This window comes from Derxia gummosa DSM 723, from assembly GCF_000482785.1.
In the GTDB taxonomy this organism is placed as follows: Bacteria; Pseudomonadota; Gammaproteobacteria; order Burkholderiales; family Burkholderiaceae_E; genus Derxia; species Derxia gummosa.
The window spans coordinates 380,565-405,596 of the sequence record NZ_AXWS01000013.1 but is presented as its reverse complement, the minus strand read 5'-3'; the positions used below and the strand labels follow the sequence as shown (position 1 = coordinate 405,596).

The window sequence follows — 25,032 nt, the reverse complement described above, 5'->3', positions numbered from 1 at the left end:
TCGCGGCACGTCGGCCGGCTGTCCCGCCAGCCCGCCAGCCCGCCGCCCGCGCCGTCCCGCGTCAGCCGCCGAACCCGCCCGCGAAATGCGCCTTCAGGTGCTCGACGAACACGCGCACCGCGCGCGGCACCTGCGGCGACCACGGCCGCAGCGCATACAGCCTCGGCCCGAAGCCGCCGACCGGCGTCCAGTCGGCCAGCACCCGCACCAGCCGGCCCGCCGCCAGCTCGGACGCGGCCGAGAAGTCGGGCAGCAGCCCGATCGCCAGCCCGTCGGCCACGACCGCGCGCAGCACCTCGCTGTTGTTGGCGCGGATCGGCCCGGCCACGGTCACGCCGCGGCGCTCGATCCGGCCGTCGGCGCCGACGCGCTCGAAGGCCCAGGTCATCGCGCCCTCGCGCAGATAGCCGATGCAGGCATGGCCGGCGAGATCGCCCGGCGCTTCGGGCTCGCCGCGCGCCGCCAGATAGGCCGGCGACGCCACCAGCAGCGTGCGCGTCTCGCACAGCTCCCAGGCCACATGGGTGTCGGGTGGCGCATGGGTATGGCGCAGCGCGAGGTCGAAGCCTTCCTGCGCGAGGTTGCTGAGCCGGTCGCTGAGGTCGAGTTCCACCTGGATCGCCGGATGCGCGCGGCAGAAGTCGGCAAGCGTCGGCGCGAGATGCTGGCGCCCGAGCGCGACCGGCGCCGTCACGCGCAGCAGGCCACGCGGCTCGCCCGCGAGGTCGATCACCTCGGCCAGCGTCGCGCCCACGCGGGCGAAGGCCGGCGCGCTGTCCTCGGCCAGCCGCCGGCCCGCATCGGTGAGCGCCACCGAGCGCGTCGTGCGCCGCACGAGCGGCAGGCCCACGGCGCGCTCCAGCTCGGCGATGCGCGCGCTGACCGAGGCCTTCGACAGCTTCAGCCGCCGCGCCGCCTGGGTGAAGCTGCGCGTCTCGCCCAGCACGGTGAGCAGATGGATGTCGGCCAGCAGCGGCGCGAGATGGTCGATGGACATGGCGATCGATTGTTCGGAATCCTGAATGATGTGATCACAAGTCCGGGCTTCTCAAGCCCCGCCCGCGCGTCGAGACTTCGCCGTACCCCAACAACACCGACGGAGACCACCATGGGCGCCCCCGAAGCCTTCGCCTCGACCGGCGACATCACGCATTTCATCGGCGGCCGGCCGGTCGCGGCCGGCGAGCGCCGCCAGCCCGTGTTCAACCCGGCCACCGGCGAGGTCACGCGCCAGGTGCTGCTCGGCGGCCAGGCCGAGGTCGATGCCGCCGTCGCCGTCGCGAAGGCCGCCTTCCCGGCCTGGGCCGACACGCCGCCGATCCGCCGCGCGCGCGTCATCAACGAGTTCCTGCGCCTCATGAACGAGCGCCGCGACGAACTGGCCGCGATCATCACCGCCGAGCACGGCAAGGTGTTCAGTGACGCCCAGGGCGAGGTGATGCGCGGCATCGACATCATCGAGTTCGCCTGCGGCATCCCGCAGCTGCTCAAGGGCGATTACACCGAGCAGGTGTCCACCGGCATCGACAACTGGACGCTGCGCCAGCCACTCGGCGTGGTGGCGGGCATCACGCCGTTCAACTTCCCGTGCATGGTCCCGTGCTGGATGTTTCCGGTCGCCATCGCCTGCGGCAACAGCTTCGTGCTCAAGCCGAGCGAGCGTGATCCGTCGGCGTCGGTCTTCATGGCCGGGCTGCTGCGCGAGGCCGGGCTGCCCGACGGCGTGTTCAATGTCGTGCAGGGCGACAAGGGGGCGGTCGATGCGCTCATCGAGCATCCGGACGTGGCCGCGCTGAGCTTCGTCGGCTCGACGCCGATCGCGCAGTCCATCTACGAGCGCGGCGCGCGTTTCGGCAAGCGCGTGCAGGCACTTGGCGGCGCGAAGAACCACATGGTCGTGATGCCCGACGCCGATCTCGACCAGGCGGTCGACGCGCTGATCGGCGCGGCCTACGGCTCGGCCGGCGAGCGCTGCATGGCGATCAGCGTCGCGGTGCTCGTCGGCGACGTGGCCGACCGGATCGTGCCGCGTCTGGCCGAGCGGGCGCGCGCGCTGCGCGTCGGCAACGGCATGGACCCGGCCTCGGAGATGGGCCCGATCGTCGCCAAGGCCGCGCTCGAGCGCATCGAGGGCTATATCGGCCTCGGCGTGGACGAAGGCGCGACGCTCGTCGTGGACGGCCGCGGCCTCAAGGTGAAGGGGCATGAGCAAGGCTTCTTCACCGGCGGCACGCTGTTCGACCATGTCACGCCCGACATGCGCATCTACAAGGAAGAGATCTTCGGTCCGGTGCTCGCCTGCGTGCGCGTGCCCGACTTCGGCACGGCGGTCGAACTGGTCAACGCCCACGAGTTCGGCAACGGCGTGGCCTGCTACACGCGCGACGGCAACATCGCGCGCGAGTTCGCGCGCCGCATCCAGGTGGGCATGGTCGGCATCAACGTGCCGATCCCGGTGCCGATGGCCTGGCATGGCTTCGGCGGCTGGAAGCGCAGCCTGTTCGGTGACATGCATGCCTACGGCGAGGAGGGCGTGCGCTTCTGCACGAAGCAGAAGTCGGTGATGCAGCGCTGGCCCGAAAGCACTTCGCGCGGCGCCGAGTTCAGCATGCCGGTCGCGAAGTGAAGGCCGCGAAGCACATGTAGGACATTGGGACGGCTAGCGGCCGGCGGCCGCCGGTTTTCGCAGGATGGTGCGACACACCGCCCGCAACAATCGGCACATTCCGATTTCCCGCCCGCGCCGGGATCGGCCGGCGCCGGCGCGGCGCCCTGTCGTCCAACCCTTCGCCGTCCCAGCAGCACCGATGCCGGGCATCACGAGGTCCACCATGCCCAGCCTTCGCCGCACCCGGCTCGCCACCCGCCTCATTGCCGCCTTTTCCGTTGTCGTCGCCGTCGGCTCGGCGATCGGTGTCGCCGGCATCGTCGGCCTCGGGCGGGTCGAGCACATGACCCAGGACCTGTACGCGCTCGACCTGCTCGCGCTGTCGGGCATCAAGGAAGCGAACGTCGAGCTGATCGCGGCCGGCCGCGCGCGCTGGCAGTTCATTGCCAACCCCGACCCGGCCGACCGCGAGCGCGCGCGCGCCGATGTCGTCGCGCACCAGGCCCGCGTCGAGTCGCTGCTCGACGACGCCGCGCCGCTGCTGCACCTGCCGGCGGGCCAGCAGATGATGGGCGAGCTGCGCAAGATGGTGAACGGCTGGCGCCACGACACCGAGCTTTTCCTCGGCGCCGCCCGGGACGTGCGCGACATCGCCGGCGACCCGGCGCTGCGCGCCGCCAGCGCCCGGCTCACGGCCACCAACCGCGCCGTGGACGAGAAGCTGTCGGAGATGTCGCACTTCAAGGAACAGGCCGCCGCCGGCGTCGCGCGGGACGCGCACGAGACGCACGACCGCATCCGCACCATCCTCGCCGCGCTGATCGCGGCGGGCGCCGCCGCCGGGCTCACGCTCGGGCTGCTGATCGCGCGCCACATCTCGCGCAGCCTCGGCGGCGAACCCGAAACCGCCAGCGCCATCGCCGCGCGCGTGGCCGGTGGCGACCTGAGCGAGCCTATCCACCTGCGCCCGGGCGACGACACGAGCGTGCTGGCCGCCCTCGCGCGCATGCAGGCGCGGTTGGCCGACACGGTCACGAGCATCCGCGCCTCGGCCGAGCAGGTGGAGCGCGCCTCGGGCGAGATCGCCCAGGGCAATGCCGATCTCGCCCACCGCACCGAGCAGCAGGCGAGCGCGCTGCAGCAGACCGCCGCCGCGATGGAAGAACTGAACGGCACGGTCGCGAGCAACGCGAGCAATGCGCGCGAAGGCAGCGAACTGGCCAGCGGCGCACGCGGCCTGAGCGACGACGGTGGCCGCGTCTTCGGCGAGGTGGTGGCGACGATGGCGCGCATCAGCGACAGCAGCCGACGCATCGCCGACATCCTCGCGACCATCGATTCGATCGCCTTCCAGACCAACATCCTCGCGCTCAACGCGGCCGTCGAGGCGGCGCGCGCGGGCGAGGACGGGCGCGGCTTTGCCGTCGTCGCCGGCGAGGTGAGAACGCTCGCACAGCGCAGCGCCGCCGCCGCGCGCGAGATCCGCACGCTCATCGCCGACTCGGTCTCGCATGTGGAGCAAGGCCGGCGCCATGTGGGCGACGCCGGCAGCGCGATGAACGAGATCGTGCGCGCCATCGACGGCGTCGCGAGCGTGACGGCCGGCATCGCGGGCGCGAGCGCCGACCAGAGCCTCGGCATCGGACAGGTGATGCAGGCGGTGCAGCAGATGGACCGCATGACCCAGCAGAACGCCGCCCTCGTCGAACAGGGCGCGGCGGCGAGCGCGAGCCTCCGGGAGCAGGCGCGCGGGCTGCTCGGGACGATGCAGGGCTTCAGGCTCGCGCGCGGCTGAAGGACTGGGCGCGACGCGCGATGAGGCGCGGACAGGCGTCCGCCGCAGTCACACCCGCTCGATCACCCCCGCCGCGCCCATGCCCGTACCGATGCACATCGTCACCATGCCGCGCCGCGCGTCGCCGCGCTTCATCGCCGCGAGCAGCGTGGCGGTGCGGATCGCGCCCGTCGCGCCGAGCGGATGGCCGAGCGCGATCGCGCCGCCGAGCGGATTGATCTGCGCCGGGTCGAGCCCGAGCGTGCGCCGCACGGCGATGGCCTGGGCGGCGAAGGCTTCGTTCAGCTCGATCCAGTCGAGGCTGTCCTGGCGCCAGCCGGCGCGCGCCAGCGCGCGCGGGATCGCCTCGACGGGGCCGATGCCCATCACCTCCGGCGGCACGCCCGCGACCGCATGCGCGACGAAGCGTGCAATCGGTTGCAGGCCGCTGCGCTTCAACGCGACCTCGCTCATCAGCAGCACCGCCGCCGCGCCGTCCGACATCTGCGACGCATTGCCCGCCGTGACCGAACCGTCGGCCGCGAACACCGGCCGCAGCGCGCCGATGCGCTCGGGCGAGGCATCGCGGCGCGGGCCTTCGTCATGCGTGACGACGCTGGTGGTGCGCAGCGGCTGGCCGTCGCTGCCGGGGCGCGCGGACGTGGTGATGTAGGGCGCGATCTCGTCGGCGAAGCGGCCCGCGTCGATCGCCGCGATGGCGCGCTTGTGCGACTCGACCGCGAAGGCGTCCTGTTCGGCGCGGCTCACGTTCCAGCGCCTGGCGACTTCCTCGGCCGTGAGGCCCATGCCCCAGGCGATCGCGCGGTGCTCGTCATGCTCGAAGAAGGCGGGATTGGGCCGCACGCGATTGCCCATCATCTTCGTCATGACGGTCATGCTCTCGACGCCGGCGGCGATCATCACCTCGGCCTCGCCCGAGCGGATGCGCGCCGCCGCGTCGGCCACGGCCTGGAGGCCCGAGGCGCAGAAGCGGTTGACGGTGAAGCCGGGCACGCTCGCGGGCAGGCCGGCGAGCAGCAGGCCGATGCGCGCGACATTCATGCCCTGCTCGGCTTCGGGCATGGCGCAGCCGACGATCACATCGGCGATCTCGGCAGGGTCGAGGCCGGGCGCGCGGGCGACGAGTTCGCGCAGCGCATGGGCGAGCAGGTCGTCGGGCCGCGCATGGCGGAAGGCGCCGTTGCGCCGCGCGACCGGCGTGCGCACGGCCGCGACGAGATAGGCGTCCTGGAGGGGCGTGGTCATCTTCGGGATTCCGTCGATGGCGCGGGCGCTGCGGCCCGCGCCGGGGTTCAGTTGCGCAGCGGCTTGCCGGTGGCGAGCAGATGGCGGATGCGGGCGATCGTCTCGGGCGTGGCGAGCAGTTCCATGAACCGCGCGCGCTCGACGGCGAGCAGCCAGTCGTCGTCGACACGCGTACCGGCGTCGATGTCGCCGCCGCACAGCGCGCTTGCAAGCGCTTGCGCGATACGCGCGTCATGCGCGCTCATGAAGCCGCCGTCGCGCCGGTTGACGATGTTCATCGCGAGCGCCGCGCTGCCCGCGCGGCCCGCGACGGCCACCGGCAGCGAACGGCGCGCGACCGCGCCGGCCTCGGCCAGCGCCCGGGCGCGCGCGAGCGCCACATGCAGCACCTCGTTGGCCTGGAAGACGATGTCGTCGGCCTCGGTCAGATAGCCGGCGGCGCGCGCCGCGAGCGCATTGGGCGCGGGCAGGCCGCGCGCGATCGCGTCGAAGGCGGGTTCGAGGAAGGGCACGGCGTCGCCGTCGGCGCCGCTCGCCGCGAGCGCGGCCGCGCGCCGCGCGAAATGCAGGCAGCCGCCGCCGGCCGGGATCAGGCCCACGCCGGTCTCGACAAGGCCGATGCGCGTCTCGAAGGCGACGACGCGGTGCGCCGCGTGCAGCGCGAATTCGCAGCCGCCGCCGAGCGCCATGCCCTGCACCGCCGCGACCACCGGCACGCGCGCCCGGCGGATCGCGAGCGCGACCTGCTGGAAGCGGGCGATGTAGGCGTCGAGCGCGGCGAACTCGCCGGCGTCGGCGAGGCGCAGCACTTCCTTGAGGTCGGCGCCGACGGCGAAGGGCGGCTCGTTCCAGAGCACGAGCGCGTCGAGTTCGCATTCGGCCTGGACGATGGCGTCGAGGCAGCCGTCGAGCACGCCGGAGCCGATCGCATGGGCGCGGCCGGTGAAGGACAGGATGCCGATGCGCGCGTCGCGCTCGGGCAGCACCCACAGGCGCGTCGCGTCGGTGAGCGCGAGCGTGCGGCCGGCGTCGAGCGCGGTGGCGCGCGGTTCGCCCGCAAGGCGTTCGGGAAAGAGCTGGCGCGCGGCGAGCGCGTCGGCGCGGCGCGGGACGAAGGTCGGGGCGCCTTTCGGTGTGGCCGCCGGGTTCGCGCCATCGATGGTCGAGCCGCCCTGCCCCGCCGCGCCGCCCGGCTTCAGCGAACCGGCCGGGCCATGCACGCCTTCGGCCGCCTCGGCGCTCGTCACCCACGCGGGCAGCGGCACGGCGGCGAGCGTTTCGCCGCGCTCGATGTCCTCGACGAGAGCGCTTGCAAGCCGGCGCCAGCCGGCGCGCTGCCAGGTCTCGAACGGGCCCTCGGCAAAGCCGAAGCCCCAGCGCAGCGCGAAGTCGGCGTCGCGCGCGGCTTCGGCGATGTCGGCGAGGTGGAACGCGGCGTAATGGAACAGGTCGCGCTGCACGGCCCAGAGGAAGCGCGCCTGCGGATGGGCGCTGCGGCGCAGCGCGAGCAGGCGTTCGCCGGTGTCGGGCAGGTCGAGCAGCGCCTGCACTTCGGGCGCGACGGCGCCGGCCGCCGGGCAGTACTCGCCGGTCGCGGGATCGCGCACCTGGCTGTCGCGGCCGACGCGGCGGTAGCAGCCGGCGCCGGTCTTGTCGCCGAGCTGGCCGGCGGCGACGAGCGCGTCGAGCCAGTCGGGCAGTCGCAGCCAGCCGCGCCACGGGTCGGCGCCGAGCTGTTCGCGCTGGCCCGCGACCACATGGGCGAAGGTGTCGAGACCCACCACGTCGAGCGTGCGGAAGGTGGCGCTGCGCGGCCGGCCGATCGCCGCGCCGGTGAGCGCGTCCACCTCGTCGGGCGCAAGGCCGAAGCGCGCCGCGTGATGCACGGCCGCGAGCAGCGCGAACACGCCGAGCCGGTTGGCGATGAAGCCCGGGCTGTCCTTGGCGCGCACCACACTCTTGCCGAGCTGGCGCGTGACGGCGGATTCGAGCGCGTCGAGCACCGCCGGCTCGGTGCCCGCGTGGCCGATCAGCTCCACGAGCGGCAGCCAGCGCGGCGGGTTGAAGAAGTGCAGCCCCGCGAAGCGCGGCCGCAGCGCCTCGGGCAGCATCGCCGCGAGCGTGGCGATGCTCAGGCCCGAGGTGTTGCTGGCGAGGATCGCCCGCTCGCCGAGGTGGGGCGCGATGCGCTCGTACAGCGACTGCTTCCAGTCGAGCCGTTCGCCGATGGCCTCGATCACGAGATCGCAGCCGGCAAGCAGCGGGAGGTCGCTGTCGTAGCTACAGGGGCGGATCGCGTCTGCAAGGGTTTGCAGCGCGAGCGGCTCGGGCTTGAGCTTGCGCAGTCCGTCGATGGCGCGGCGCACGGCGGCGCGCGGGTCGGCGCCGGGCGCGGCGAGGTCGTAGAGCAGCACATCGAGGCCGGCGTTGGCGGCATGGGCGGCGATCTGCGCGCCCATGACACCGGCGCCGAGCACCGCGACGCGATGCAGCTTGAGGTCGGTCATGCGGGTTCTCCGTCAGAAGCGCGCGCCGAGGGCGAGCGCAGCCCAGCCGCGGTCGCGCAGCTGGTTGTAGGTGCCACCGATCGGGTGGTTGAGGCTGAGGTCGGCGATCCAGCGCCGGCCGAATTCAGCGCGCAGGCTGGTGACGACGGCGCGGCGGCCCTGGCTGAACGTGCCGTCCCAGGACCAGCCGCGCACGTCATGCGCCCAGCCGAGCGCGGGCGCGAGCACGAGGCCGTCGGCGGCCGTGGCGCGCCAGTCGGCGCGCAGGCGATAGCCCCAGGCGCCGGGCGTGACGTAGCCGGCGTTGGCGCAGGAGGTGGGCACGTCGTTGCACACGCCGTTGACGGTGCCGATGCCGAACAGGTCGGAGCGGCCGTAGCGGCGCTTGGCCGAATCCGGCAGGTCATGCACGAAGCGCCCGCCGACCTCGCCGCGCAGCGAGAGCGGCTCGCCGGGCAACAGGCCACGCAGGGGCAGCGAACCCGCCACCTGCGCATGGCTCACCTGATGGCGGTCGTAGCCGTGCAGCACGGCGCCGGGCGCGAGCGCATCCATGTCGGCGCGCAGCAGCGTCGGCGCGGTGGCCGAGGCGACGGCGTTGAGCAGGTCCACCGAGTTGAGCTGCATCGGCTGGTTAGGCCGCCAGCCGGCTTCGAGCTGCACCGTGTAATCGTCGGTACGCCGCGCGAAGCTCAGGCCGAACAGGCGGATGTCTTCCGGGTACTCGGTGAGGTAGCCGGCGTTGAGGCCGTCGGCGTTGCCGGGCACGAAGGGCGCGCCCGTCATGCGGCCGGTCTTGACCGGGCTCACGAGCGGCGTGCGCGAATGCGCCTGCGCCGCATAGGCGCCGAGTTCGCCACCCGCGACGCGCCAGCGCAGCGAGGCGCCGAACTGGCCGTCGCGCGCCACCGTCGGCGTGCCGCGCCGCGCGAGATAGCGGCCCTGCGCGACCGAATCCGGATCGCTGAAGCCGTCGCCCACCATCACGCCGTTGCAGCCGTCGGCCACATAGTCGGTGCCCGCAAAGAAGGTTCCGCAGCCATCGACGACCGTCTTCTGGAAGCCGAGCTGCCAGAAGCCCTCGACCGTGAGTTGCGGCAGCGGATCGATGCGCGCGAGCAGCAGCGGCATCGGGATAGCGACTTCCTCGGGCGTCGCGCCGGGCCGGCGCGACGCCGGCAGATCGACCGCGTTGATCGCCGACAACCCGCCCGGCAGCGAGAAGCCCCGGCCCCAGTCCAGCGTCTGCCAGCCCAGGCGCGCCAGCGCCGCCTGGCTGTCGATTGTGGTTTTCGAGCTTAGGTTGGCTTCCTGAAGCGTGATGCCGCTGAAGCGCGCGCGGCGGTCGAAGCCGCCGTCGTCGAGGCGCGCCGAATGCGTGCCGGCGCCCGCATAGCCGCTCGGCCAGTTGCCCCAGCGGTGCTCGTCGTCGGCCAGGGCGCGGTCGGTCCAGGCCTTGGCGCTCAGGCGCAGCGCGAAGTCGCCGCCTTGCATGTCGAGCGCGGCAAAGCCCTTGGCGACCGTCGAGATGCGGTCGCCACGGTCGAAGTTGAGATTGCCGTCGTCCTGGTTGCGGCCGTGGCTGGCCGAGTGATCGACGCCCGCGAGCCTGCCGTTGGTGTTCTGGAGCAGCGACGGATCGCGTCCGGTCGTGCGCCAGGCGCTGCCGGCCATGACCGCGCCGGTGAACCTTACGGGCTGGCCGTCGATGTCGAAGTCGGCCGCGCCGGCCGTGAGCGACAGCAGGCTTGCAAGCGCTGTCATGGTCATTTTCGCGGGGCGTGCGGCGCCCCGGACGTTGGTCGTCCTCATGTCATTTCCCCCGGCGTTGGCTCAGCGGCCGAGCGCGACTTCGCGCTGCCTTTTCTTGTTGAGCTTGCCGACGCTCGTGCGCTCCAGCGCCTCGACGAAGCGCACTTCGGTCGGCACGGCGAAGCGCGAGATCTCGCCGCGCTCGGCGCAGACGCGCAGATGGGCGATGACCTCGTCGGCGGTGCAGACGGCGCCCGCGCGCAGCACGACGAGCGGCAGGGGCCGTTCGCTCCACTTGGGGTCGGGCACGGCGATGACGGCGACCTCGACCACCGCCGGCAGACGCGCGATCAGCGCCTCGAGGTCGAGCGAGGAGATCCATTCGCCGCCCGACTTGATGACGTCCTTGATGCGGTCGGTGATCTGGAGCGAGCCGCTGGCGTCGATGCGGCCGATGTCCTGCGTGTGCAGCCAACCGCCGTTCCACAGCGCGCGCGCCGCGTCGGGCGCATGCAGATAGCCCTGTGTGAGCCAGGGCGTGCGCACCACCACCTCGCCCTGGGCGCGGTCGTCGTGGGCGGCGTCGTTCATGTCGGGATCGACGATGCGCAGGTCGGCGAGCGGCACGGCATGGCCGGTGCGGGCGCGGCGGGCGACTTCGGCGTCGGTGATGTCGCCGGCGCCGATCGCGGCTTCGGCGGCCGACTTGCCGGCGGCATAAGCCGACGTGCGTGCGGCGTGAGCGTCGGCGCCCGCGTCGCCGGGGCGCAGCTGCGACAGCGCGACGATCGGGCAGGTCTCGCTCATGCCGTAGCCGGTGAACACGTCGATGCCGCGACCGAGCGCGGCGCGCGCGAGCGCGGGCGTCATCGCCGCACCGCCGATCACCATCTTCCAGCCGCGCAGGTCGTGGCCGGCCGAGCCGGGCGCGTCGAGCAGCATCTGGAGGATGGTCGGCACGCAATGCGAGAAGGTCACGCCTTCCTCGCTGCGCAGGCGCAGCAGCAGGTCGGGCTGGTATCGGCCGGGATAGACCTGCTTCACGCCGAGCAGCGTCGCCACGTAAGGCATGCCCCAGGCGTGGACGTGGAACATCGGCGTGATCGGCATGTACACATCGCCGCGATTGAAGTTCTGGCCGCCCGGATTGCTCGCGAGCGCGCCCATCACTGCAAGCGTGTGCAGCACGAGCTGGCGGTGGCTGAAGAACACGCCCTTGGGCATGCCGGTGGTGCCCGTCGTGTAGAAGGTGGTGGCGCGGGTGTTCTCGTCGAAGTCGCCGAACACATGGGCCGGGTCGCCGGTGGCGAGCAGGGCCTCGTAGTCGGTGTCGATGCCGTCGGGACGCGTCGTGACCGGCGTGTCGCTCAGCAGCACGACACGCTCGAGCTTAGGCAAGCGGGCGCGGATCTGCGCGAGCAGCGGCAGGAAGTCACCGTGCAGCAGCAGCGTGCTGGCCTCGCAATGATCGACCGTGTAGGCGATCTGGTCGGGCGAGAGGCGCACGTTCACGCTCATGAGCACGGCGCCGATCATCGGCACGGCAAAGTAGCTTTCGAGATAGCGGTGGCTGTCCCAGTCGGCGACGGCGACGGTGTCGCTCGCCCGCACGCCGAGCCGGCCGAGCGCGCTGCCGAGCCGCGCGACACGCTCGCCGAGCTGGCGGTAGGTGAAGCGCTGTTCGCCGCGATAGACGATGGTCTGGTCGGGCGACTGGCGCAGCGGGTTGACGAGCAGCTGGCGGATCAGCAGCGGATTGGCATAGGCCTCGGCGGCCGCGTGGGGGATGGCGGCGGGGGGCGTGGTCATGCGGGGGTCTCCTCCGGATGGTGGTCTGGCCGTGTGGGCCGGCCTTGACCATGAGTCGGGGAGTCTTGCCGCCGCGCCCGCGCCGGTCAGCTCCCCGCTCGGGGGGGTTGCGGCGCGGCGGCAAGGCCCAGCAGCAGCGCATGACGCATCGCCTCCTGTCGATTGCTGACGTCGAGCTTGACGAAGATGTTCTTCAGATGCCACTTCACGGTCTCGGGCGTGACCCCGGCCACGCGCGCGATCGCCTTGTTGGTAAGGCCATCGGCCAGACCGGCCAGGATGGCGCGCTCGCGCGGCGACAGCAGCGCCGTGCCGCCACCGGGCGCGGCGCGCACCGGGCTGCCCGCGACGGCCGGCACCTCGATCAGGCGCCGCGCGGCCGCGAGCAGCTCGACGCGCGGGCAAAGGTCGGCCAGGCTGGCGACCAGCCCCTGCGTCTCGATGTCCGGCAGCAGCGCCGCGAGCGCGCGCATCGCCTCGGCCGGCATGCCGCCAGCATCGAGCGCCACCGCGTGAAGCAGCTGCATGCGCGCCGCGCGGTAATGGAAGCCGGCGGCGCGCGCCTGCACTGCCGCGCCGAAGAAGGCGGTCGCCGCGTCGGTCGGGCGGCCGTCGTGCAGGTCGAGCGTGGCGCGCGCCTCCTGCCAGGCGAGCCAGGTTTCGAGCCGCGAACTCGGGCGCGGTGGCGGCGTGGCAGGCAGCGCGTCGCAAGCGCGGGTGACGGCGGCGCGGGCCTCGTCGAGTCGGCCGGCATCGCACAGCAGCCGTATCCGCTCGGCAAGGCAGAGCGCGAGCAGGCGCGGCCAGTCGCGCTCGGCGGCGGCCTGCTCGCCACGCGCGAGCACGGCCAGCGCGGCGTCGAGTCGCCCCTGCCCGGCGGCGATCCGTGCCGATACCGCGCAGTAGCGTGCCAGCGAGCCGAGCGCGGTCACGCCGAAGGCGGCCGGCTCGCGGCCGCGCAGCAGGGCCTCGGCCTCGGCCGGTTCGCCCTGCTCGTGCAGCACTTCGGCGAGGTAGCCGGCGGGCAGCGTGGCGGCAGCCGACAGCGGGCCGGCACCGGCCTCGGCCAGCGCAAGCGCATGGCTGAGCACGCGACGCGCGGCGTCGAGCTCACCGGCGGTGATGTGCGAGAGGCCGCGCATGCTGTGCTGGAACACGTCGAGATACAGCGGCGCGGGCCGGCTCGCGACAGCGGCGCTCAGCGAGGGCCTGCCCGCGATCGTGGCGTCGGGTGGCGGTCGGTCGGAGGCGGCACGGCATTCGGCCGCGTCGGCGCGGCCGCAGGCGAGCGCCTCGGCGAAGCGCGCGGCCGAGCACAGGCCGAAGGTGCGCGCGATGTGGGCGGTACGCTCGGCCCAGCCGCCGGGCTCGGGGCTTGTCGCGAGCACGGCGTCGGCGCCGTCGATGGCGGCGTCGCTGCGATCGCTCAGGCCGTCGATGATGGCGCCGACCGCGAGGCAGTCGCCGCGCGTGGCGGCATCGGCGGCGAGCCGGCCGGCGGCGATGTCGGCCTCCAGGTCGGCGAGGGCGCGACGGGCGCGCCGCAGGTCGAGCGAGAAGGCCGACGCCCAGGCCTGGATCAGCCGCAACGGCAGGGAATGCTGGCGCAGGCGCAGCGGCAGGCCGCCGAGCCAGTCGGCCACGACCGCGACCTCGCCGGTCTCGACCATGCGGCGCGAGAAGGCTTCGGCCCAGGGCAAGGCGAGTGCGTCGTCGCCGATGGCGAGCGCTTCGGCGACGGCCTCGCGCCAGTGGCCGCGCGCCGCGAACCAGTGCGCGGCCCGCAGCCGCAGCGCGCGCTCGCGGCCGGGCTCGGCGCGATGCAAGCGTGTGCAGAGATGCTCGGCGAACAGCGCGTGGAAGCGGTACCAGCCGTCACCGAGCGGCTTGACGAACAGGTGGCGGTGCTCCAGTTCGTCGAGGATGGCGCGGCTGTCCTCGCGCGGACCGAGGGCGTCGCAGAGCGCGGCGTCGAAGCGCGCGAAGGGCGCGGCGTCATGCAGCAGCGCGACGGCGGGCGCTGGGAGGCGGGCGAGCACGCTGTCGGCGAGATAGCGCGCGAGCGCGGGGTTGTCGGCCACGTCGGCCTGGGGCAGGCAGGCGTGCGGCAGCATGCCGAGCACGAGGCCGGTCACCCAGCCTTCGGTGCGGCGCCAGAGCGCGGCGATCGGATCGGCGACGGCGGACTCGGCGGCGGCCGCCGCGTCGCTGCCCCCGGTGCCGTTGAGCGCGGCTAATGCGCGGGCCTCGGCCAGGTTGAGGCGCAGCGCGTCGGCGGGCAGGCGCAGCAACCGGCCCGCAAGCGCCTGGGCACCGAGACGCAGCGCCGGCTCGGCCCGGCCGGCGAGCACCAGCAGCAGCCCGGGCGGTCCGAGCCGGGCGAGCGTATCGAGCAGATCGACGGCGGCCTGGTCGGAGAGGCGATCGGCATCGTCGATGAACAGCGCGATCGGCCGGCGCGTCGCCGCGAGCCCGTCGACGAGTGTCGCGAGCAGCGCCGGCAGCGGCGCGAAGCCGTCACGCCGCCGCATCCGCGCCGCGCCCGCCGCCGGCCCGCGCGCCGCGCCGAGCGCATCGATCACGCAGGCGAGCAGCGTCGCGGGTGGCTCGTTGCCGGCATCGATGGCCAGCCAGCCCGCATGCCAACCGTCCGCGCCCAGCGCCGCATGCCATTGCGCGAGCAGTGTGGTCTTGCCGGCGCCCGGCGGCGCGGCCACGACCGCCACGCGCGCGCCGGGCACGTCACCCGTGAGCGGTGCCGTGGCGACGAGCCAGTCCGACAGGCTGCGTTCCAGTCGCGGCCGCGCAAGCCAGCGCGGCGTGGCGAGCGGCGGGCGCAGGCGGGCGCGCACGAGAGCGCCGCCCGAAGGATCGGCGGTGCGGGAGGAACCGGACGTCATGAAGATCGAAGCAGGGAGGAAGGGATACCCCGATGCTAGCCAGCCCGGACGCATGCGTATGGAAACCGGCCTTGGGACTTGCCCTTGGTCCGCGCCGATCGCGCCATGCGTGCCGCATCGGCCCAGTGCGGCGTGGCGCGCCACGGGGCCGTCGCTAGCCGTCGCTCGCGGTTGGAGATTCACACCGGTTCAGGTGAGTTGCGTGCATTGGCGCACACCTGGATGCGACGGGCGAAAGATCGCGGAAACCTGCCGTCAGATTCCGACCTGGTGCCGCATGGCCCTTGTCTGCATCCCTGCCCTCTTCCGAAATCGCTCCAACGAAACTCAAGTTTCTTGCCCTGGGCCTTGGCGGCGTTGCCGCACTTGTCGGCGCGCCGGCCCACGCCCAGTCGTGCACCGTGCGGCAGAACCTCGTGGTCTCGAACTACTACTTCGTCGATCTCGATCCGGACGACGGCATTGACGCCAGCGGCAGCGATCGGGCAGCAGCGTGTTCTTTCTCCAGGCCCGCAGCGGTGATCTTGGCTTCACCGTCGGCCGCGGCACGGGGCTGATGCTCGAATTCGGCTACGGCGCGCGCGTGTTAGGCGATGCCGCCGTCAGCGGCGGCGCGATCTATGCCGCGAGCGTGTCGATGAGCGAGGACAACGCCCTCGCGAACGCGGCCGTGCTCTGGTTCGACTACCACGAGAGCACGCCCAACGCCGACGGCGCGATGGATGTGTATTCCGACACCGGCAGCGTCATGCTCAGCAACACCACCGATGCCGACATCAGCTCGGGCCTGCGTTTCGACTTCGTCGCCCAGGGAACCCGGGCCGTCACTGCGGTACCGGAACCCGACGCGATGCTGCTCGGCGGCATCGCCGGCCTGGGCGCGCTGACGGCGCGCCGCCGCCAGCGCAGGCAGGTGGGCTGAGCCGAGGTCTCCGACGCGGCGCGCGGCCGGAGCGCCTGAAGAGGCTCTGGCCGAAGGCCGGGTCAGGAGACCGATGCTCCCTGCCTCCTCTCATGGTGCTGCGGGCTGACAGCGCTGCGGTGCGTACAGTCCGGCAAGGCGATGGCGTTTCCGGCACCTAAATCGCCGCGGGCCACTTGTCCGCGGGCGGACTCGGCCGCTTGTCGCCGAGCCGGGGCAGCATCAGGGACTGCCGGCGGCTCGGCCGGCCAGTGTCGCCGCTCTTCGACAAGATCGCAGGCACAGCCTCGACCGGATCGTCGGCATTAGCGGTCGGCTCCGGTATGCGGCGGAAAGGTGATCCACTATCATCAGTTACGGATTTTCCGGCCCGATCAGGCCAGGTGCCGGATCCTTCGATGTCACGGATTCTTTTCTATCGTCAAATCAATGACTTCCGTCCAACCGCCAGCCCGCGTCGCGGCCGTCGGCGAACGAGAACTGACCCGCGACCACCTCGCCTTCTATCGCGCGATCATCGAGGGAGTCGAGCTTCGGCCGGCCTGGGAACGCTATCTGCGCATTGATGGTGACTACAACGAGATGGGGGCTCGCGAAGCCCTCGTCTGGGTGCGCCAGGCCCTGGTCCGCATCGCAGCGGCAAGCGGTCATGGCGATCTGATCGGGCTGCTTCGCCGCGACCCGCACCGGATACGCGCCTCCCCCGTACCCAGTCTCGACGAATTTGCCGCAACCCTGCCTGATTCCGGCGACTGGTCAGAGTGCGAGCTGATCGAGCTATGGAATGCGGCTCATGGGCAAGCCGACAACTCCCGCGCCCGACGCCAACGTCTGCTTGTGCGCATGCGCGCCGCGCTCGATCTGCTGGCGCAGGCGACGCCGGCAGCGCCTGAGGCGGCGGATGACGTGCATCGCTGGCTGGCTCCTCGTCTGGCGCAAAAGCTCGCTGCTGCGGGACTGGTCACACTCGGCGCGGTACGGCAATCGCTTTCGGCACGAAAAGGGCAACGATGGCCCGCCGTGCCCGGTGTCGGCGAAGTCTGGGCTCGTCGGCTCGATGCCTGGCTGACCGAACGCCGTATCGGATCCCCGGAGCCGGAGCCGGAGCCGGAGCAATCCGATCATGTGGCGAGACTTCAGCCATTTGAAGCGATGGTCAGAGGTGCTACCGGGTTGGCAGCTGCCGGCAGTCAGTCGGGGCATCCGGACGACACGACGAAAGCCGATCCATACCCGGATGTCGCCGTCGTTGGCCGCTGGCTTGCGCAGTTCGAAGGCAGTCCGCATAGCCATCGGACATTCCGCCGAAGCGCCGAACGACTGCTGTTGTGGCTACGTCACGAGGCCGACTGTCGGCTCAAGGATGTCGATACGGCATGTGCAGCCAGATACCGGGTTTGGCTGTCATCGCTTGGCAGACTCGGCGAAACCGAATGGCGCAGTCTTGGCTGGAAGCTTGCCAGCGCCGACTGGATCGGCCGAAAGTCCGCGCGACGCGATTCGATGGACTGGCGCCCGTTCGGCGGTCCGCTAGGGCCGTCGTCGGTGGCGCAGGAGATTGCCAACCTCGGATTGTTGTTCGATTTCCTGATGGCTACGGGCCAGGCCGAGTGCAATCCGTGGCGAGAACTTTCGGCCTCCTCATCTTCTTCCGCAAGGGCGGCGACGTCCCGGAATTCGCGACCCAAAGGAATGTTGCCGACGACGTCGATCCGGACCTCGCCAGGGAATGCAAATAGGCAGTCTGCTGCGGGCAAGAAGGACTCCCGATCGCCTGCGGCGGATACGCTGTCCCGTCTGCTCTCAGCCGTGCCCGAAGGGCCGGGACACCGCGACCATCGCCTCGTGCTGATTCTGTGGTTGCGCTTCGCTTGTGGCTTCAAGCCCGGGCAAATGCTTCGACTGAAAGTCGGCGACTTCAGCACTTCCGACGGGCGCTTTTCGGTCGCGGCCCCATCTGGTGGCAAGCCAACCGAACTCCCGTACGAGATCGTCGAGGCTCTTGAGGGTAATCTGCGGCAACTCGCTGGGGAACAGTGGTCTCGTCAGTCGCTGCCCATCTTGGTGGAGAGATTGGCGACGACAGCATTACTCCAAGGCCGAAGGGGACGGCGCCCGTCAAGCGGGACCTGCGCCTGGCATCCGATTGGCCCTACTCAGCTGTACAACATCGTCGCAGGACATCTCCGTCGCTGCAGCGAGCCGCAGACCTTGCCGCCACCGACTTCATAGCGGGCACTGTTCGAAGCCATCGGCATCGAACCGGAAAGTCCCCCCGCAATGTCAAGCAACTTGCCGGTTAGCGTGCCCGCGACTCCCGCGCTGGCGGTCTTGCGCCGGCGCAAGATGCGTTGGCGGCGCAATTGGGGTCAGTCGGTTCCTGCTGCGATCTGCTGGTCCACGCTGCCCAGTACTTCATCGAGAACCTGCTGCAGGCGCTCCCTCAACTTCTGCGCAATCTCCGGATCACGCACTGCATCAATCTGAAGCTGAATACGCCCCTGAGCCTCGAAGTGCTTGAGCGTCGCTTGGCCGTTGCGGAATGTGAGCTCGCGTTGGTCGCTACGTGCCCTGCTCACCGGACCGCGCTCAATCGCCTTGCGACGACTGTCCACGTCCCGTGAGCTCAAGCCCTTGTGATCCACCTCGTAAATCATGCGCTCGAACGCCTCTTCTCCTGCCGCGTCGAAGTAGCGCTTGAGAGCGTCGAGCATTCGAAGGTTCTGCAGATCGGGACGCTCGGCAATCATGTGGAGGAAACGCGTCGGAATGCTGATCAACCCAAGCGTGCGTGAGACCGTCGTTTCGGTCGTGCCGACTTCTCGCGCCAGCTCGGCCTGCGACGCAAAAATTCCGTCGCGTAGCAGGTCCTGCCAGACCAGAGCGTCATCAAGCGGAGATTGCGACTCCCGTTCGACGTTGGCGCGCCGAGACGCAAGATAGAGCGCGCGGTTGTCAGCTGGCGCCTCATGAATCTCGCAGCGCAAGGTTTCCGCGCCTCTGAGTCGTTGAGCTTCGAATCGCCGTTGACCGTCAATAAGACCAATCCGGCCGTTCGGCATCACGAAGGCGGCTACCGGCACCAGTTGGCGATCGGCTTCCAGGCTGAGGGCAAGGTCCTCGTTCCTGGCAGCAGCAACGATTCGACGCGCGTTGTACTTGCTCTTCTCTATCCTCGCGAGGGGAATGTCGACGACCTCCCCGACTTTCGGAAGAGCCATGCCGTCAGCGCTGGTGCTGACGACACTGTCGACTTCTGGCACGCGCCGGGGTGTGAAAGTCTGCTCGATGGCCGCTACCGTTGCCGGCGATGCGGTCTGTCCCGTATCGGTGCGTCGCTTGAACGCTCTCATTGCGAATCTCCCTGCTCAAGCAGTTCACCTGCACGACGTTCGGCTTCGTCAAAGACCGCCCGCATTTCGGCGGCAGATTTCTGACAGGCATCGCGGCCAGTCAGCTCATGAACGGCCAAGCCATCACGACGCGAGTTTCGCCACGCTGTCCGATGCCGCAAGCCCGCATCGAAGACGGGAAGCCCGACCTCTGCCAGAAACTCTCGCAGCGCGACTTCCTCCCGCGAGCGTGTGTTGGTGGGAAGCAGGTTGGGAACGATGAATGCTGGAACCTTCCCTCGCTTGTGGCGAGGATCGATCGCGCGCAAGGCCTCGAATACGTTCTGTGCCGATTCAACCTCGAGCTGATCGGGGCCGGTGGGAACTAGCACGAGATCGGCAACCGTCGCGGCTTGCAGCATCGTCCGGTAGTTCTGCGCACCGACATCGACTATCACCAGCTCAAACTTGGCTGCCAGGGCGTTCAGCTCATTGGCTGGCGATTCGTGCACCGTCAAGAGGGAAATCGGTGGCTTGATTGCATTCTGATTTCGAATGCGGATCCATGCAGTTGCAGATCCTTGTGAATCCGTATCCAACAATATCGTTTCTATATCTTCTTTTGTGGCCAGTGCCGCGAGGTTGGTTGCTATTGCAGTCTTCCCAACTCCACCCTTTTCCGCTCCTACGACGACAATCATTGCTCTCTCCATGTGCTGGAATGGGCGACAGTTTAGGCCCAACCGGAATTCAGCTGTTCTTATTCATGGAAATACGACACGTATTTCATAGACGTTCCTTATAGATCACTGCTTTGGCCGAGTGGACCAGGTCATGGAGTTGACCTTGCGCCGGCGCAAGGTCAACTCCATGACTGATTTATTAGCTTTATATTTTTAATATAATTATTAAATAATCAATGATTTATATTTATGTCTGAACATGCATACTTCGTCACGGATGGACGAGGCAAACCAACTCGTCCAATTGCAATGAATGAATGTGCTGCACTGGCATGGAAAGGTCACGATCACACACCTGACCTCTTTCAGCCGGCAAAGGCGTAGAAACGGCTGCTGAAGTTAAAGATGTCTGAGCCTAGCCGGTCAACAGCTCCCGAATCTCATCATGTCATGCCCTTATCCAGATCGGGGCTCGCTCCTGAAATCTCATGAGCACATGATCGAGACAACAGATCTTTGAAGAGAAATTTCTAATCAAATCCGAATCCTCCGTGCGGTGATCAAGAGAATGGATTTCCAGCTGCTTCCCGGTGGGTCAGCCCGCCTGAACTGACCCTGTTGCCGGGAGCGATCGGACAGCGTCTGAACGCGAAAGCACCTCATGGTTTTGAATCACTATTCAGCGCCATGAATCAACTCCGTAAGACGTGGAACCGCCAACGAATTGCGATGCCAGAACAAGGATGTGATGACTTTCAGGAGTCAGCGCATTCCTTGTTTCGAGCAGATCATGACAGACGCTCATGTCCAGCTCATTCTGCAACTCATTGATTTAAAAAGCTTCCACCCGGTGGAAGCCCACGCTGTCACGGATCAGCCGGCAGCCCGATTGCGCAAAAGCTCAGCGATTGCCGCCTGAACTGCCTCAGCTTCATTGGGATCAGAAAAGCGGATGACCATCTGTTCAGCTCGCCTCGTGAGCTTGGCGTACGTTGCCTTGCCTCGCTTGATGACGACTTCCGGAGCACTGGCAAGTCGGGCATTGGCCTTCAGTCCGACTACCCAGGCCCCGGCCTTTGAAGGCGCAAGGGCTCCGGCGATTACCATCGCCACTGCCTCCGTGACTCGCGCCGAATAGCGAGGCACAAGTCCGGCAAGTTCTTCGGCCAACTTGGCTCCGATCTTTTCCGGCGCTTGCGCGATCAGCTCCAAGGCATCCGGTGGGAGATCACCGAAGGTGAGCAGACGCGCGACGAGGCTCTTGCTGACGCCCGACTCACGCGCCAGCTGCTCCAGCGTGAGCTTGCGACTCTCGCGGCGTCGCGCAAAACCAAGATACTTGGCGTACTCGCTGATACTTGGTGCCAGCAGGTTGTCGTAGAACACCAGCCGTTCGGCCAGATCATCATCAATGTCGCGCAGGCTCACATCCCAACTGTCCTCGCCGAGTTCCGCAAGGGCTGCCTTACGATGTCGCCCAGCGAGAATCTCGTAGCGGCCATCCGCCTTGGGACGCACGATTGCCGGCGCGCTTTGGCCGTTCTCGCGTAGGTTGAGCTTCAATTTCTCGACCTGTTCGCGGTCAAGCGCCGAAGTGTGAAAGGGCGCATCGTCGCAAAGCGAAAGCGGCACGCGCAAGGCATGGCCCTTGATCGCCTCCAGCTCCTCGACCTTTCGCTCAAGTTCCTGATATCCAACCGAGAACTGCGCCAGCTCGGTCGGGGCTCCGATCGCACCACTCCCGCGCTGACGAGGCGCCACTCGCTGTGGCGTCTCCCCGGCATTTCCGAATATCTGCTCGGTCAACTCCGCGAGACTGCCCGCGACTCCCTTGCGACTGCTCATGCCTTGCCTCCCGTGATGTCGTCGGCGAGTTCTTCGCCCCAGTAATGGCGCCGCGTCATCAGTTCGACCTCGTTGACGAGTCGGTCGAAAGCTTCACGCGCACGCTCATAGGTCTTGTTCGAGCCCACGTATTTGCTGATGTCGTAGACCGTGCCAAGCGTCGTGCCCCCGGTCTTGACAACGTCGGTCTGAGGCAGCTCGCTGGTCATGACGTATTCACCATAAAAGCCGCGAATCCACTTGAGCATCGACTGCACGGCCGGCTTGTGACTCTCGACCTTGCTCGGCACCACCCCCAGCCAGGCGTAGCGCTTGGGCGTATCGCGCAGTTTTTCTGCCGTATCGAACAGTTCGGTAAACATGTCCCAGAACTGCGCAGAGCTCTGAAGACTCAAGCCCTCCGGCACGATGGGCATCAGCACTGCATCAGCGGCCAGATAGGCGTTCATCGTGGTGTAGGACAACGCAGGGGGGGTGTCGATGATCACGAAGTCATAGTCCTCGCGGATCTGCCGCAATCCCTTGGCGAGTACCTCGAGGAAATTGAACTGCCGCCCTTCGGCTTGCGCGTTCATCGCCCTCAAGGGGAGATAGAACTCGCACTGGAAAAGGTTCGTGCTGCCCGCGACCAGATCGACCCCGGTCCAGTAGGTCGGGCGAATGGACTCCGCAAGCGTGGTGCGATGCAGCGGGTGTCCCGGTGGCGTTCCCAGCGGTGTGAAGGTCTCCTCGGCCTCGACGGTGGCCGGGTCGACGCCCAGCATGGCGGTCATCGATCCCTGTGGATCAAAGTCGATGGTGAGAACCTTGTAGCCCTTGAGCGCCAGTCCCTGCGCCAGAGAGGTCGCGACGATCGTCTTGCCGACTCCCCCCTTGAAGAACCCCACGGTAATCACCGCAGCTTGCTGCCCCTCTCTGCGCTGATAGGCAGCACCGCCAAGCGCGCATACCCAATCGATAGCCTGCTCGAGTGTGAAACTGCGCTGGGATCCGGTGGCTCCCTCGGCCAAGCCGTCCGCCAATCCGAGTTCGGCGGCCTTCTCCAGATTGCGAAGCATCGTGCTACCCGACTTGCCGCATAGCCGGGCCAGCTGGGCCGCATTGAAGACCGGCGTCGGCTTCGTGCCTGCGGGCTTGTAGATGGCGGCCTTCAGCCGATCCATCATCGCGGAGAGATGCTCATCGAGGCCATGAAGCTCATCCGCGCCGATGAGTCCGGGAGCCTGGACGGGCGGCGGCTCCGCCAGAACCTTGCTCTTGCTGCGGGATTTGGTTTCGCGTGACATGTTTCGGGTGTCCTTGTGAAGGAGAATTTGTCTTCCAAGGACGATTTTCCACCACCAGGCAGTCCGCGGCCAGCATTCCGGCACCCGGTGAGTTCAGTTCCGGCCGAATGACGATCTACCCCTCGCCGACATCTCGCCCTGGCGACAAACATCTCCCGTGGAATATCCGTCCGGCACGAATGTCGTGCTGCCCAATGATCCGAGCCGTCCGGCGCAGCGAGCGGCTTCCTGAAACTCATCACGTTGCCGAAAACAGGGATGCGAGAGCACTGTCTCTTCGGAAAAATCGATAGCCAGGCAAGCGTCACCCCTGGCAACCACTTTGGCGGCGGAAGATCTTTAGGGCGAGCAGGACCGCAGGCAGCCGAATCGCTATCGGACGTGATATCCACATCCCTCCTGAAACTCATCACGTATCGAATCAGGGCCGCTAATGTATCCACTCACGTGATATCCCGAAACTCATCACGTCAGGGATCCGGATTCGCCTGAAGAGCATCACGTGATTTCCCGAAACAGCTCACGCAACCTCCTGAACGTTCTCCGGAAGATCATCTATCTGGTTGAATTCAATGAAGATTCGCCGTTCACAAGTTCTTCAATAGAAAATCAATGACTGATATTTCAAACTGCAGTCGAAGCCGGGTCGAGACGACTGAAGAACAAGAACACGAGACCCCGCCGAAAACGAAGCCGCTGATCAGCCGCGGATGATGTGATAATCGCGCCCTGCCATTCATCACATTCGCCATGGCCCGCAGAAAAGCCGACCCGCAGAGCACGCTCTTCAACGACGCCGTCAACATCGGAGAGTCCGCTGGCCCCAGTTTCCTGCCTGCATCCACCGAAGCCACGGTCGTACCCGACCTGGCGCTGCGCAAGCAGGACGGCGACTTGCGCAACATCCGCCATCCGGTGGAGATGTCGGCGATCGAACCCAAGACGCGCAAGCTCACCTACCTGAGCCACAAGCTGTGGATGTTTCTCGTGTCGTATTCGCTCCAGACGCAGGCGACGCGAACCGACCTCGGGCTGCTCTGGCGCATCCCGCTGTCCACGTTGCAGAAGGACATCGAGTACCGCAGCAACGACAGCGAGCATCTGAAGGAAAGCATTCGGCAGTGCCAGAAGACACTGGTCGAATGGGCATCATCCGCACGCGACCGCGAAACCGGCGAGGTGAGGGCCTGGACCTCCACCCAGCTCCTGGGCAGCGTGGAGTTCGTGATCGACAACCGCGGCATTCGTTGCCTCGAATGGACTTTTCCCCCAGCGCTGCTGCGCCAGATGCAGGAGCACAAACACTGGTTCGAAAGCTCGCTGGCCATCGCGAATCAGCTCACGCGGCATTCCTCGCTGGCGCTGTTCCGGGTTGTCAGCCGCTACAAGACGAGCCCAAGCGGCCTGACCGAGCGCCGTGCCTGGCGCGACTGGATTCCGATCCTCACCGGCGAATCGAACGAGGCGGCTGAACTGACGGCCCGCCTGCGCTCACGCAAGACCGGCGACGGCAGTGGCGCCAAGGTCGAGAAGTACAAGGAATGGCGGTATTTCAACCGCGATGTGATCGCCCCCGCGGTCAAGGAGCTCAATGCGGTGCTCGACGACATCTGGGTGGAGGCCAAGCCGATCAAGGTCGGCGGCAGTGTCGATTCGCTCCAGTTCAAGGTGACGCAGCGCAGCGATTTCCGCCGCATCGATGATCCCGTCGACACCGTCGAGGCCGGCAAGACGACCAGCGCCGACGCCCTCGTCGGCCTCGGCCTGACACGCAAGCTGGCCACCGAGCTGTGCCGCGAGCATGGCGAGGAGCTGATGAACGAGGCCGTCGGGCGGGTGAAGACGCGGCTGGCCGATGCCCGTCTGGCGCCCGTGCGCAACGTTCAGGGGCTGCTCATCACGGTGAAGGACGAACTGGTGGCTGAGCGTACTTCACGCGTCAGCGCCGCCGTGGCCGAGCAAGGGCCACGGCGTCTGTCGGCCGACGTGATGGCGACCGAAAGCCTGGAGGACTACCGCAACGACCTCGCGAACCTGGCCCGCCGTGACTGGCCAAGCCTGCCGCCCGAGGTGCAGGACGACTATCTCGCGCGCTTCAAGCAGGACGGCATCCCCGTCAATCTCAAGGTCGCGCACAGCCACTTCGAGAAATCCGGCATCAAGCAGCCGATGGTGCGGGCGATGTTCTTTCGCTGGCTGGCCTGCGAACGCGCCGGCGAAGCCTGGACCCCCAGCGACCGCGAGCTGCTCGCTTTCGAACGCTCGCGCCGCGCGCGCTGAGTCCGGCGCCGATCGCACGACGTGATGACTGCGGCGACGCCGTCATCCGGGCAAACCCTCGGCCTTCC

At 68.5% G+C, this 25,032-nt stretch carries 16 protein-coding genes; 6 read left to right on the top strand and 10 right to left on the bottom strand.

The window, feature by feature from the left end; genetic code table 11:
* Window positions 1-61: 61 nt before the first annotated feature.
* Window positions 62-997 (bottom strand): LysR family transcriptional regulator, encoded by a 936-nt coding sequence (locus H566_RS0112435; protein ID WP_028311696.1) that lies wholly within the window; start codon window positions 995-997, stop codon window positions 62-64.
* Between the two features lie 111 nt (window positions 998-1,108).
* Between H566_RS0112435 and H566_RS0112430 the strand changes: the two genes are divergently transcribed.
* A complete protein-coding gene (locus H566_RS0112430) occupies window positions 1,109-2,626 on the top strand; it encodes a CoA-acylating methylmalonate-semialdehyde dehydrogenase (protein ID WP_028311695.1) in 1,518 nt (505 codons plus the stop codon).
* Window positions 2,627-2,831: 205 nt separating this feature from the next.
* On the top strand, window positions 2,832-4,403 hold the full coding sequence (locus tag H566_RS24785; RefSeq protein WP_034411523.1) for a methyl-accepting chemotaxis protein: 1,572 nt from the start codon (window positions 2,832-2,834) through the stop codon (window positions 4,401-4,403).
* A 48-nt stretch (window positions 4,404-4,451) separates the two neighbouring features.
* Here the strand turns inward: H566_RS24785 and H566_RS0112420 are convergent, their stop codons facing one another.
* From H566_RS0112420 to H566_RS0112400, 5 genes are all read right to left on the bottom strand, one after another.
* The gene (locus tag H566_RS0112420) at window positions 4,452-5,648 is read right to left on the bottom strand and encodes an acetyl-CoA C-acyltransferase (protein WP_028311694.1); all 1,197 of its coding nucleotides are present in this window, start codon (window positions 5,646-5,648) and stop codon (window positions 4,452-4,454) included.
* 47 nt (window positions 5,649-5,695) lie between these two features.
* Window positions 5,696-8,155: a 3-hydroxyacyl-CoA dehydrogenase/enoyl-CoA hydratase family protein gene (locus tag H566_RS0112415; RefSeq protein ID WP_028311693.1), complete on the bottom strand. Its 2,460-nt coding sequence runs from the start codon at window positions 8,153-8,155 to the stop codon at window positions 5,696-5,698.
* 12 nt (window positions 8,156-8,167) lie between these two features.
* Entirely contained in the window at window positions 8,168-9,919 is a 1,752-nt protein-coding gene (locus H566_RS0112410) for a DUF1302 domain-containing protein (protein ID WP_169732528.1), read from the bottom strand.
* Between the two features lie 69 nt (window positions 9,920-9,988).
* Window positions 9,989-11,716: a long-chain-fatty-acid--CoA ligase gene (locus tag H566_RS0112405; protein ID WP_028311691.1), complete on the bottom strand. Its 1,728-nt coding sequence runs from the start codon at window positions 11,714-11,716 to the stop codon at window positions 9,989-9,991.
* Between the two features lie 86 nt (window positions 11,717-11,802).
* Window positions 11,803-14,616 carry a winged helix-turn-helix domain-containing protein gene (locus H566_RS0112400; RefSeq protein WP_028311690.1) on the bottom strand — a complete coding sequence of 938 codons (2,814 nt, stop codon included), beginning with the start codon at window positions 14,614-14,616 and terminating at the stop codon, window positions 11,803-11,805.
* Window positions 14,617-14,900: 284 nt separating this feature from the next.
* Here H566_RS0112400 and H566_RS29430 point away from each other — a divergent pair, with 284 nt between their 5' ends.
* The 3 genes from H566_RS29430 (at window position 14,901) to H566_RS28350 (ending at window position 17,770) form a co-directional block, all read left to right on the top strand.
* The gene (locus H566_RS29430; RefSeq protein WP_169732527.1) at window positions 14,901-15,173 is read left to right on the top strand and encodes a hypothetical protein; all 273 of its coding nucleotides are present in this window, start codon (window positions 14,901-14,903) and stop codon (window positions 15,171-15,173) included.
* Window positions 15,110-15,538, top strand: a complete 429-nt coding sequence (locus tag H566_RS0112395; protein ID WP_028311689.1) for a PEP-CTERM sorting domain-containing protein — start codon at window positions 15,110-15,112, stop codon at window positions 15,536-15,538. Before H566_RS29430 ends, H566_RS0112395 begins: the two co-directional genes overlap by 64 nt.
* A gap of 429 nt (window positions 15,539-15,967) precedes the next feature.
* Window positions 15,968-17,770 (top strand): phage integrase family protein, encoded by a 1,803-nt coding sequence (locus H566_RS28350; RefSeq protein WP_084545039.1) that lies wholly within the window; start codon window positions 15,968-15,970, stop codon window positions 17,768-17,770.
* Window positions 17,771-17,907: 137 nt separating this feature from the next.
* Here H566_RS28350 and H566_RS0112380 read toward each other — a convergent pair whose 3' ends face one another.
* From H566_RS0112380 to H566_RS24780, 4 genes are all read right to left on the bottom strand, one after another.
* On the bottom strand, window positions 17,908-18,891 hold the full coding sequence (locus H566_RS0112380) for a ParB/RepB/Spo0J family partition protein (RefSeq protein WP_084545038.1): 984 nt from the start codon (window positions 18,889-18,891) through the stop codon (window positions 17,908-17,910).
* On the bottom strand, window positions 18,888-19,571 hold the full coding sequence (locus tag H566_RS28345; protein ID WP_084545085.1) for a nucleotide-binding protein: 684 nt from the start codon (window positions 19,569-19,571) through the stop codon (window positions 18,888-18,890). The genes H566_RS0112380 and H566_RS28345 overlap by 4 nt, the downstream gene beginning before the upstream one ends.
* Window positions 19,572-20,426: 855 nt before the next feature.
* On the bottom strand, window positions 20,427-21,398 hold the full coding sequence (locus H566_RS28340) for a ParB/RepB/Spo0J family partition protein (RefSeq protein WP_084545037.1): 972 nt from the start codon (window positions 21,396-21,398) through the stop codon (window positions 20,427-20,429).
* Window positions 21,395-22,684 carry an AAA family ATPase gene (locus H566_RS24780; protein ID WP_084545036.1) on the bottom strand — a complete coding sequence of 430 codons (1,290 nt, stop codon included), beginning with the start codon at window positions 22,682-22,684 and terminating at the stop codon, window positions 21,395-21,397. Before H566_RS24780 ends, H566_RS28340 begins: the two co-directional genes overlap by 4 nt.
* Window positions 22,685-23,434: 750 nt before the next feature.
* Between H566_RS24780 and H566_RS0112360 the strand changes: the two genes are divergently transcribed.
* The gene (locus H566_RS0112360) at window positions 23,435-24,964 is read left to right on the top strand and encodes a replication initiation protein (protein ID WP_028311683.1); all 1,530 of its coding nucleotides are present in this window, start codon (window positions 23,435-23,437) and stop codon (window positions 24,962-24,964) included.
* The last annotated feature ends 68 nt before the right edge of the window (window positions 24,965-25,032 follow it).

What these genes read in the sequence shown, in the direction of transcription:
- H566_RS0112435 (WP_028311696.1), bottom strand. Translation starts at nt 997, where the DNA reads ATGTCCATCGACCATCTCGCGCCGCTGCTGGCCGACATCCATCTGCTC.
- H566_RS0112430 (WP_028311695.1), top strand. Translation starts at nt 1,109, where the DNA reads ATGGGCGCCCCCGAAGCCTTCGCCTCGACCGGCGACATCACGCATTTC.
- H566_RS24785 (WP_034411523.1), top strand. Translation starts at nt 2,832, where the DNA reads ATGCCCAGCCTTCGCCGCACCCGGCTCGCCACCCGCCTCATTGCCGCC.
- H566_RS0112420 (WP_028311694.1), bottom strand. Translation starts at nt 5,648, where the DNA reads ATGACCACGCCCCTCCAGGACGCCTATCTCGTCGCGGCCGTGCGCACG.
- H566_RS0112415 (WP_028311693.1), bottom strand. Translation starts at nt 8,155, where the DNA reads ATGACCGACCTCAAGCTGCATCGCGTCGCGGTGCTCGGCGCCGGTGTC.
- H566_RS0112410 (WP_169732528.1), bottom strand. Translation starts at nt 9,919, where the DNA reads ATGACAGCGCTTGCAAGCCTGCTGTCGCTCACGGCCGGCGCGGCCGAC.
- H566_RS0112405 (WP_028311691.1), bottom strand. Translation starts at nt 11,716, where the DNA reads ATGACCACGCCCCCCGCCGCCATCCCCCACGCGGCCGCCGAGGCCTAT.
- H566_RS0112400 (WP_028311690.1), bottom strand. Translation starts at nt 14,616, where the DNA reads ATGACGTCCGGTTCCTCCCGCACCGCCGATCCTTCGGGCGGCGCTCTC.
- H566_RS28350 (WP_084545039.1), top strand. Translation starts at nt 15,968, where the DNA reads ATGACTTCCGTCCAACCGCCAGCCCGCGTCGCGGCCGTCGGCGAACGA.
- H566_RS0112380 (WP_084545038.1), bottom strand. Translation starts at nt 18,891, where the DNA reads ATGAGAGCGTTCAAGCGACGCACCGATACGGGACAGACCGCATCGCCG.
- H566_RS28345 (WP_084545085.1), bottom strand. Translation starts at nt 19,571, where the DNA reads ATGATTGTCGTCGTAGGAGCGGAAAAGGGTGGAGTTGGGAAGACTGCA.
- H566_RS28340 (WP_084545037.1), bottom strand. Translation starts at nt 21,398, where the DNA reads ATGAGCAGTCGCAAGGGAGTCGCGGGCAGTCTCGCGGAGTTGACCGAG.
- H566_RS24780 (WP_084545036.1), bottom strand. Translation starts at nt 22,684, where the DNA reads ATGTCACGCGAAACCAAATCCCGCAGCAAGAGCAAGGTTCTGGCGGAG.
- H566_RS0112360 (WP_028311683.1), top strand. Translation starts at nt 23,435, where the DNA reads ATGGCCCGCAGAAAAGCCGACCCGCAGAGCACGCTCTTCAACGACGCC.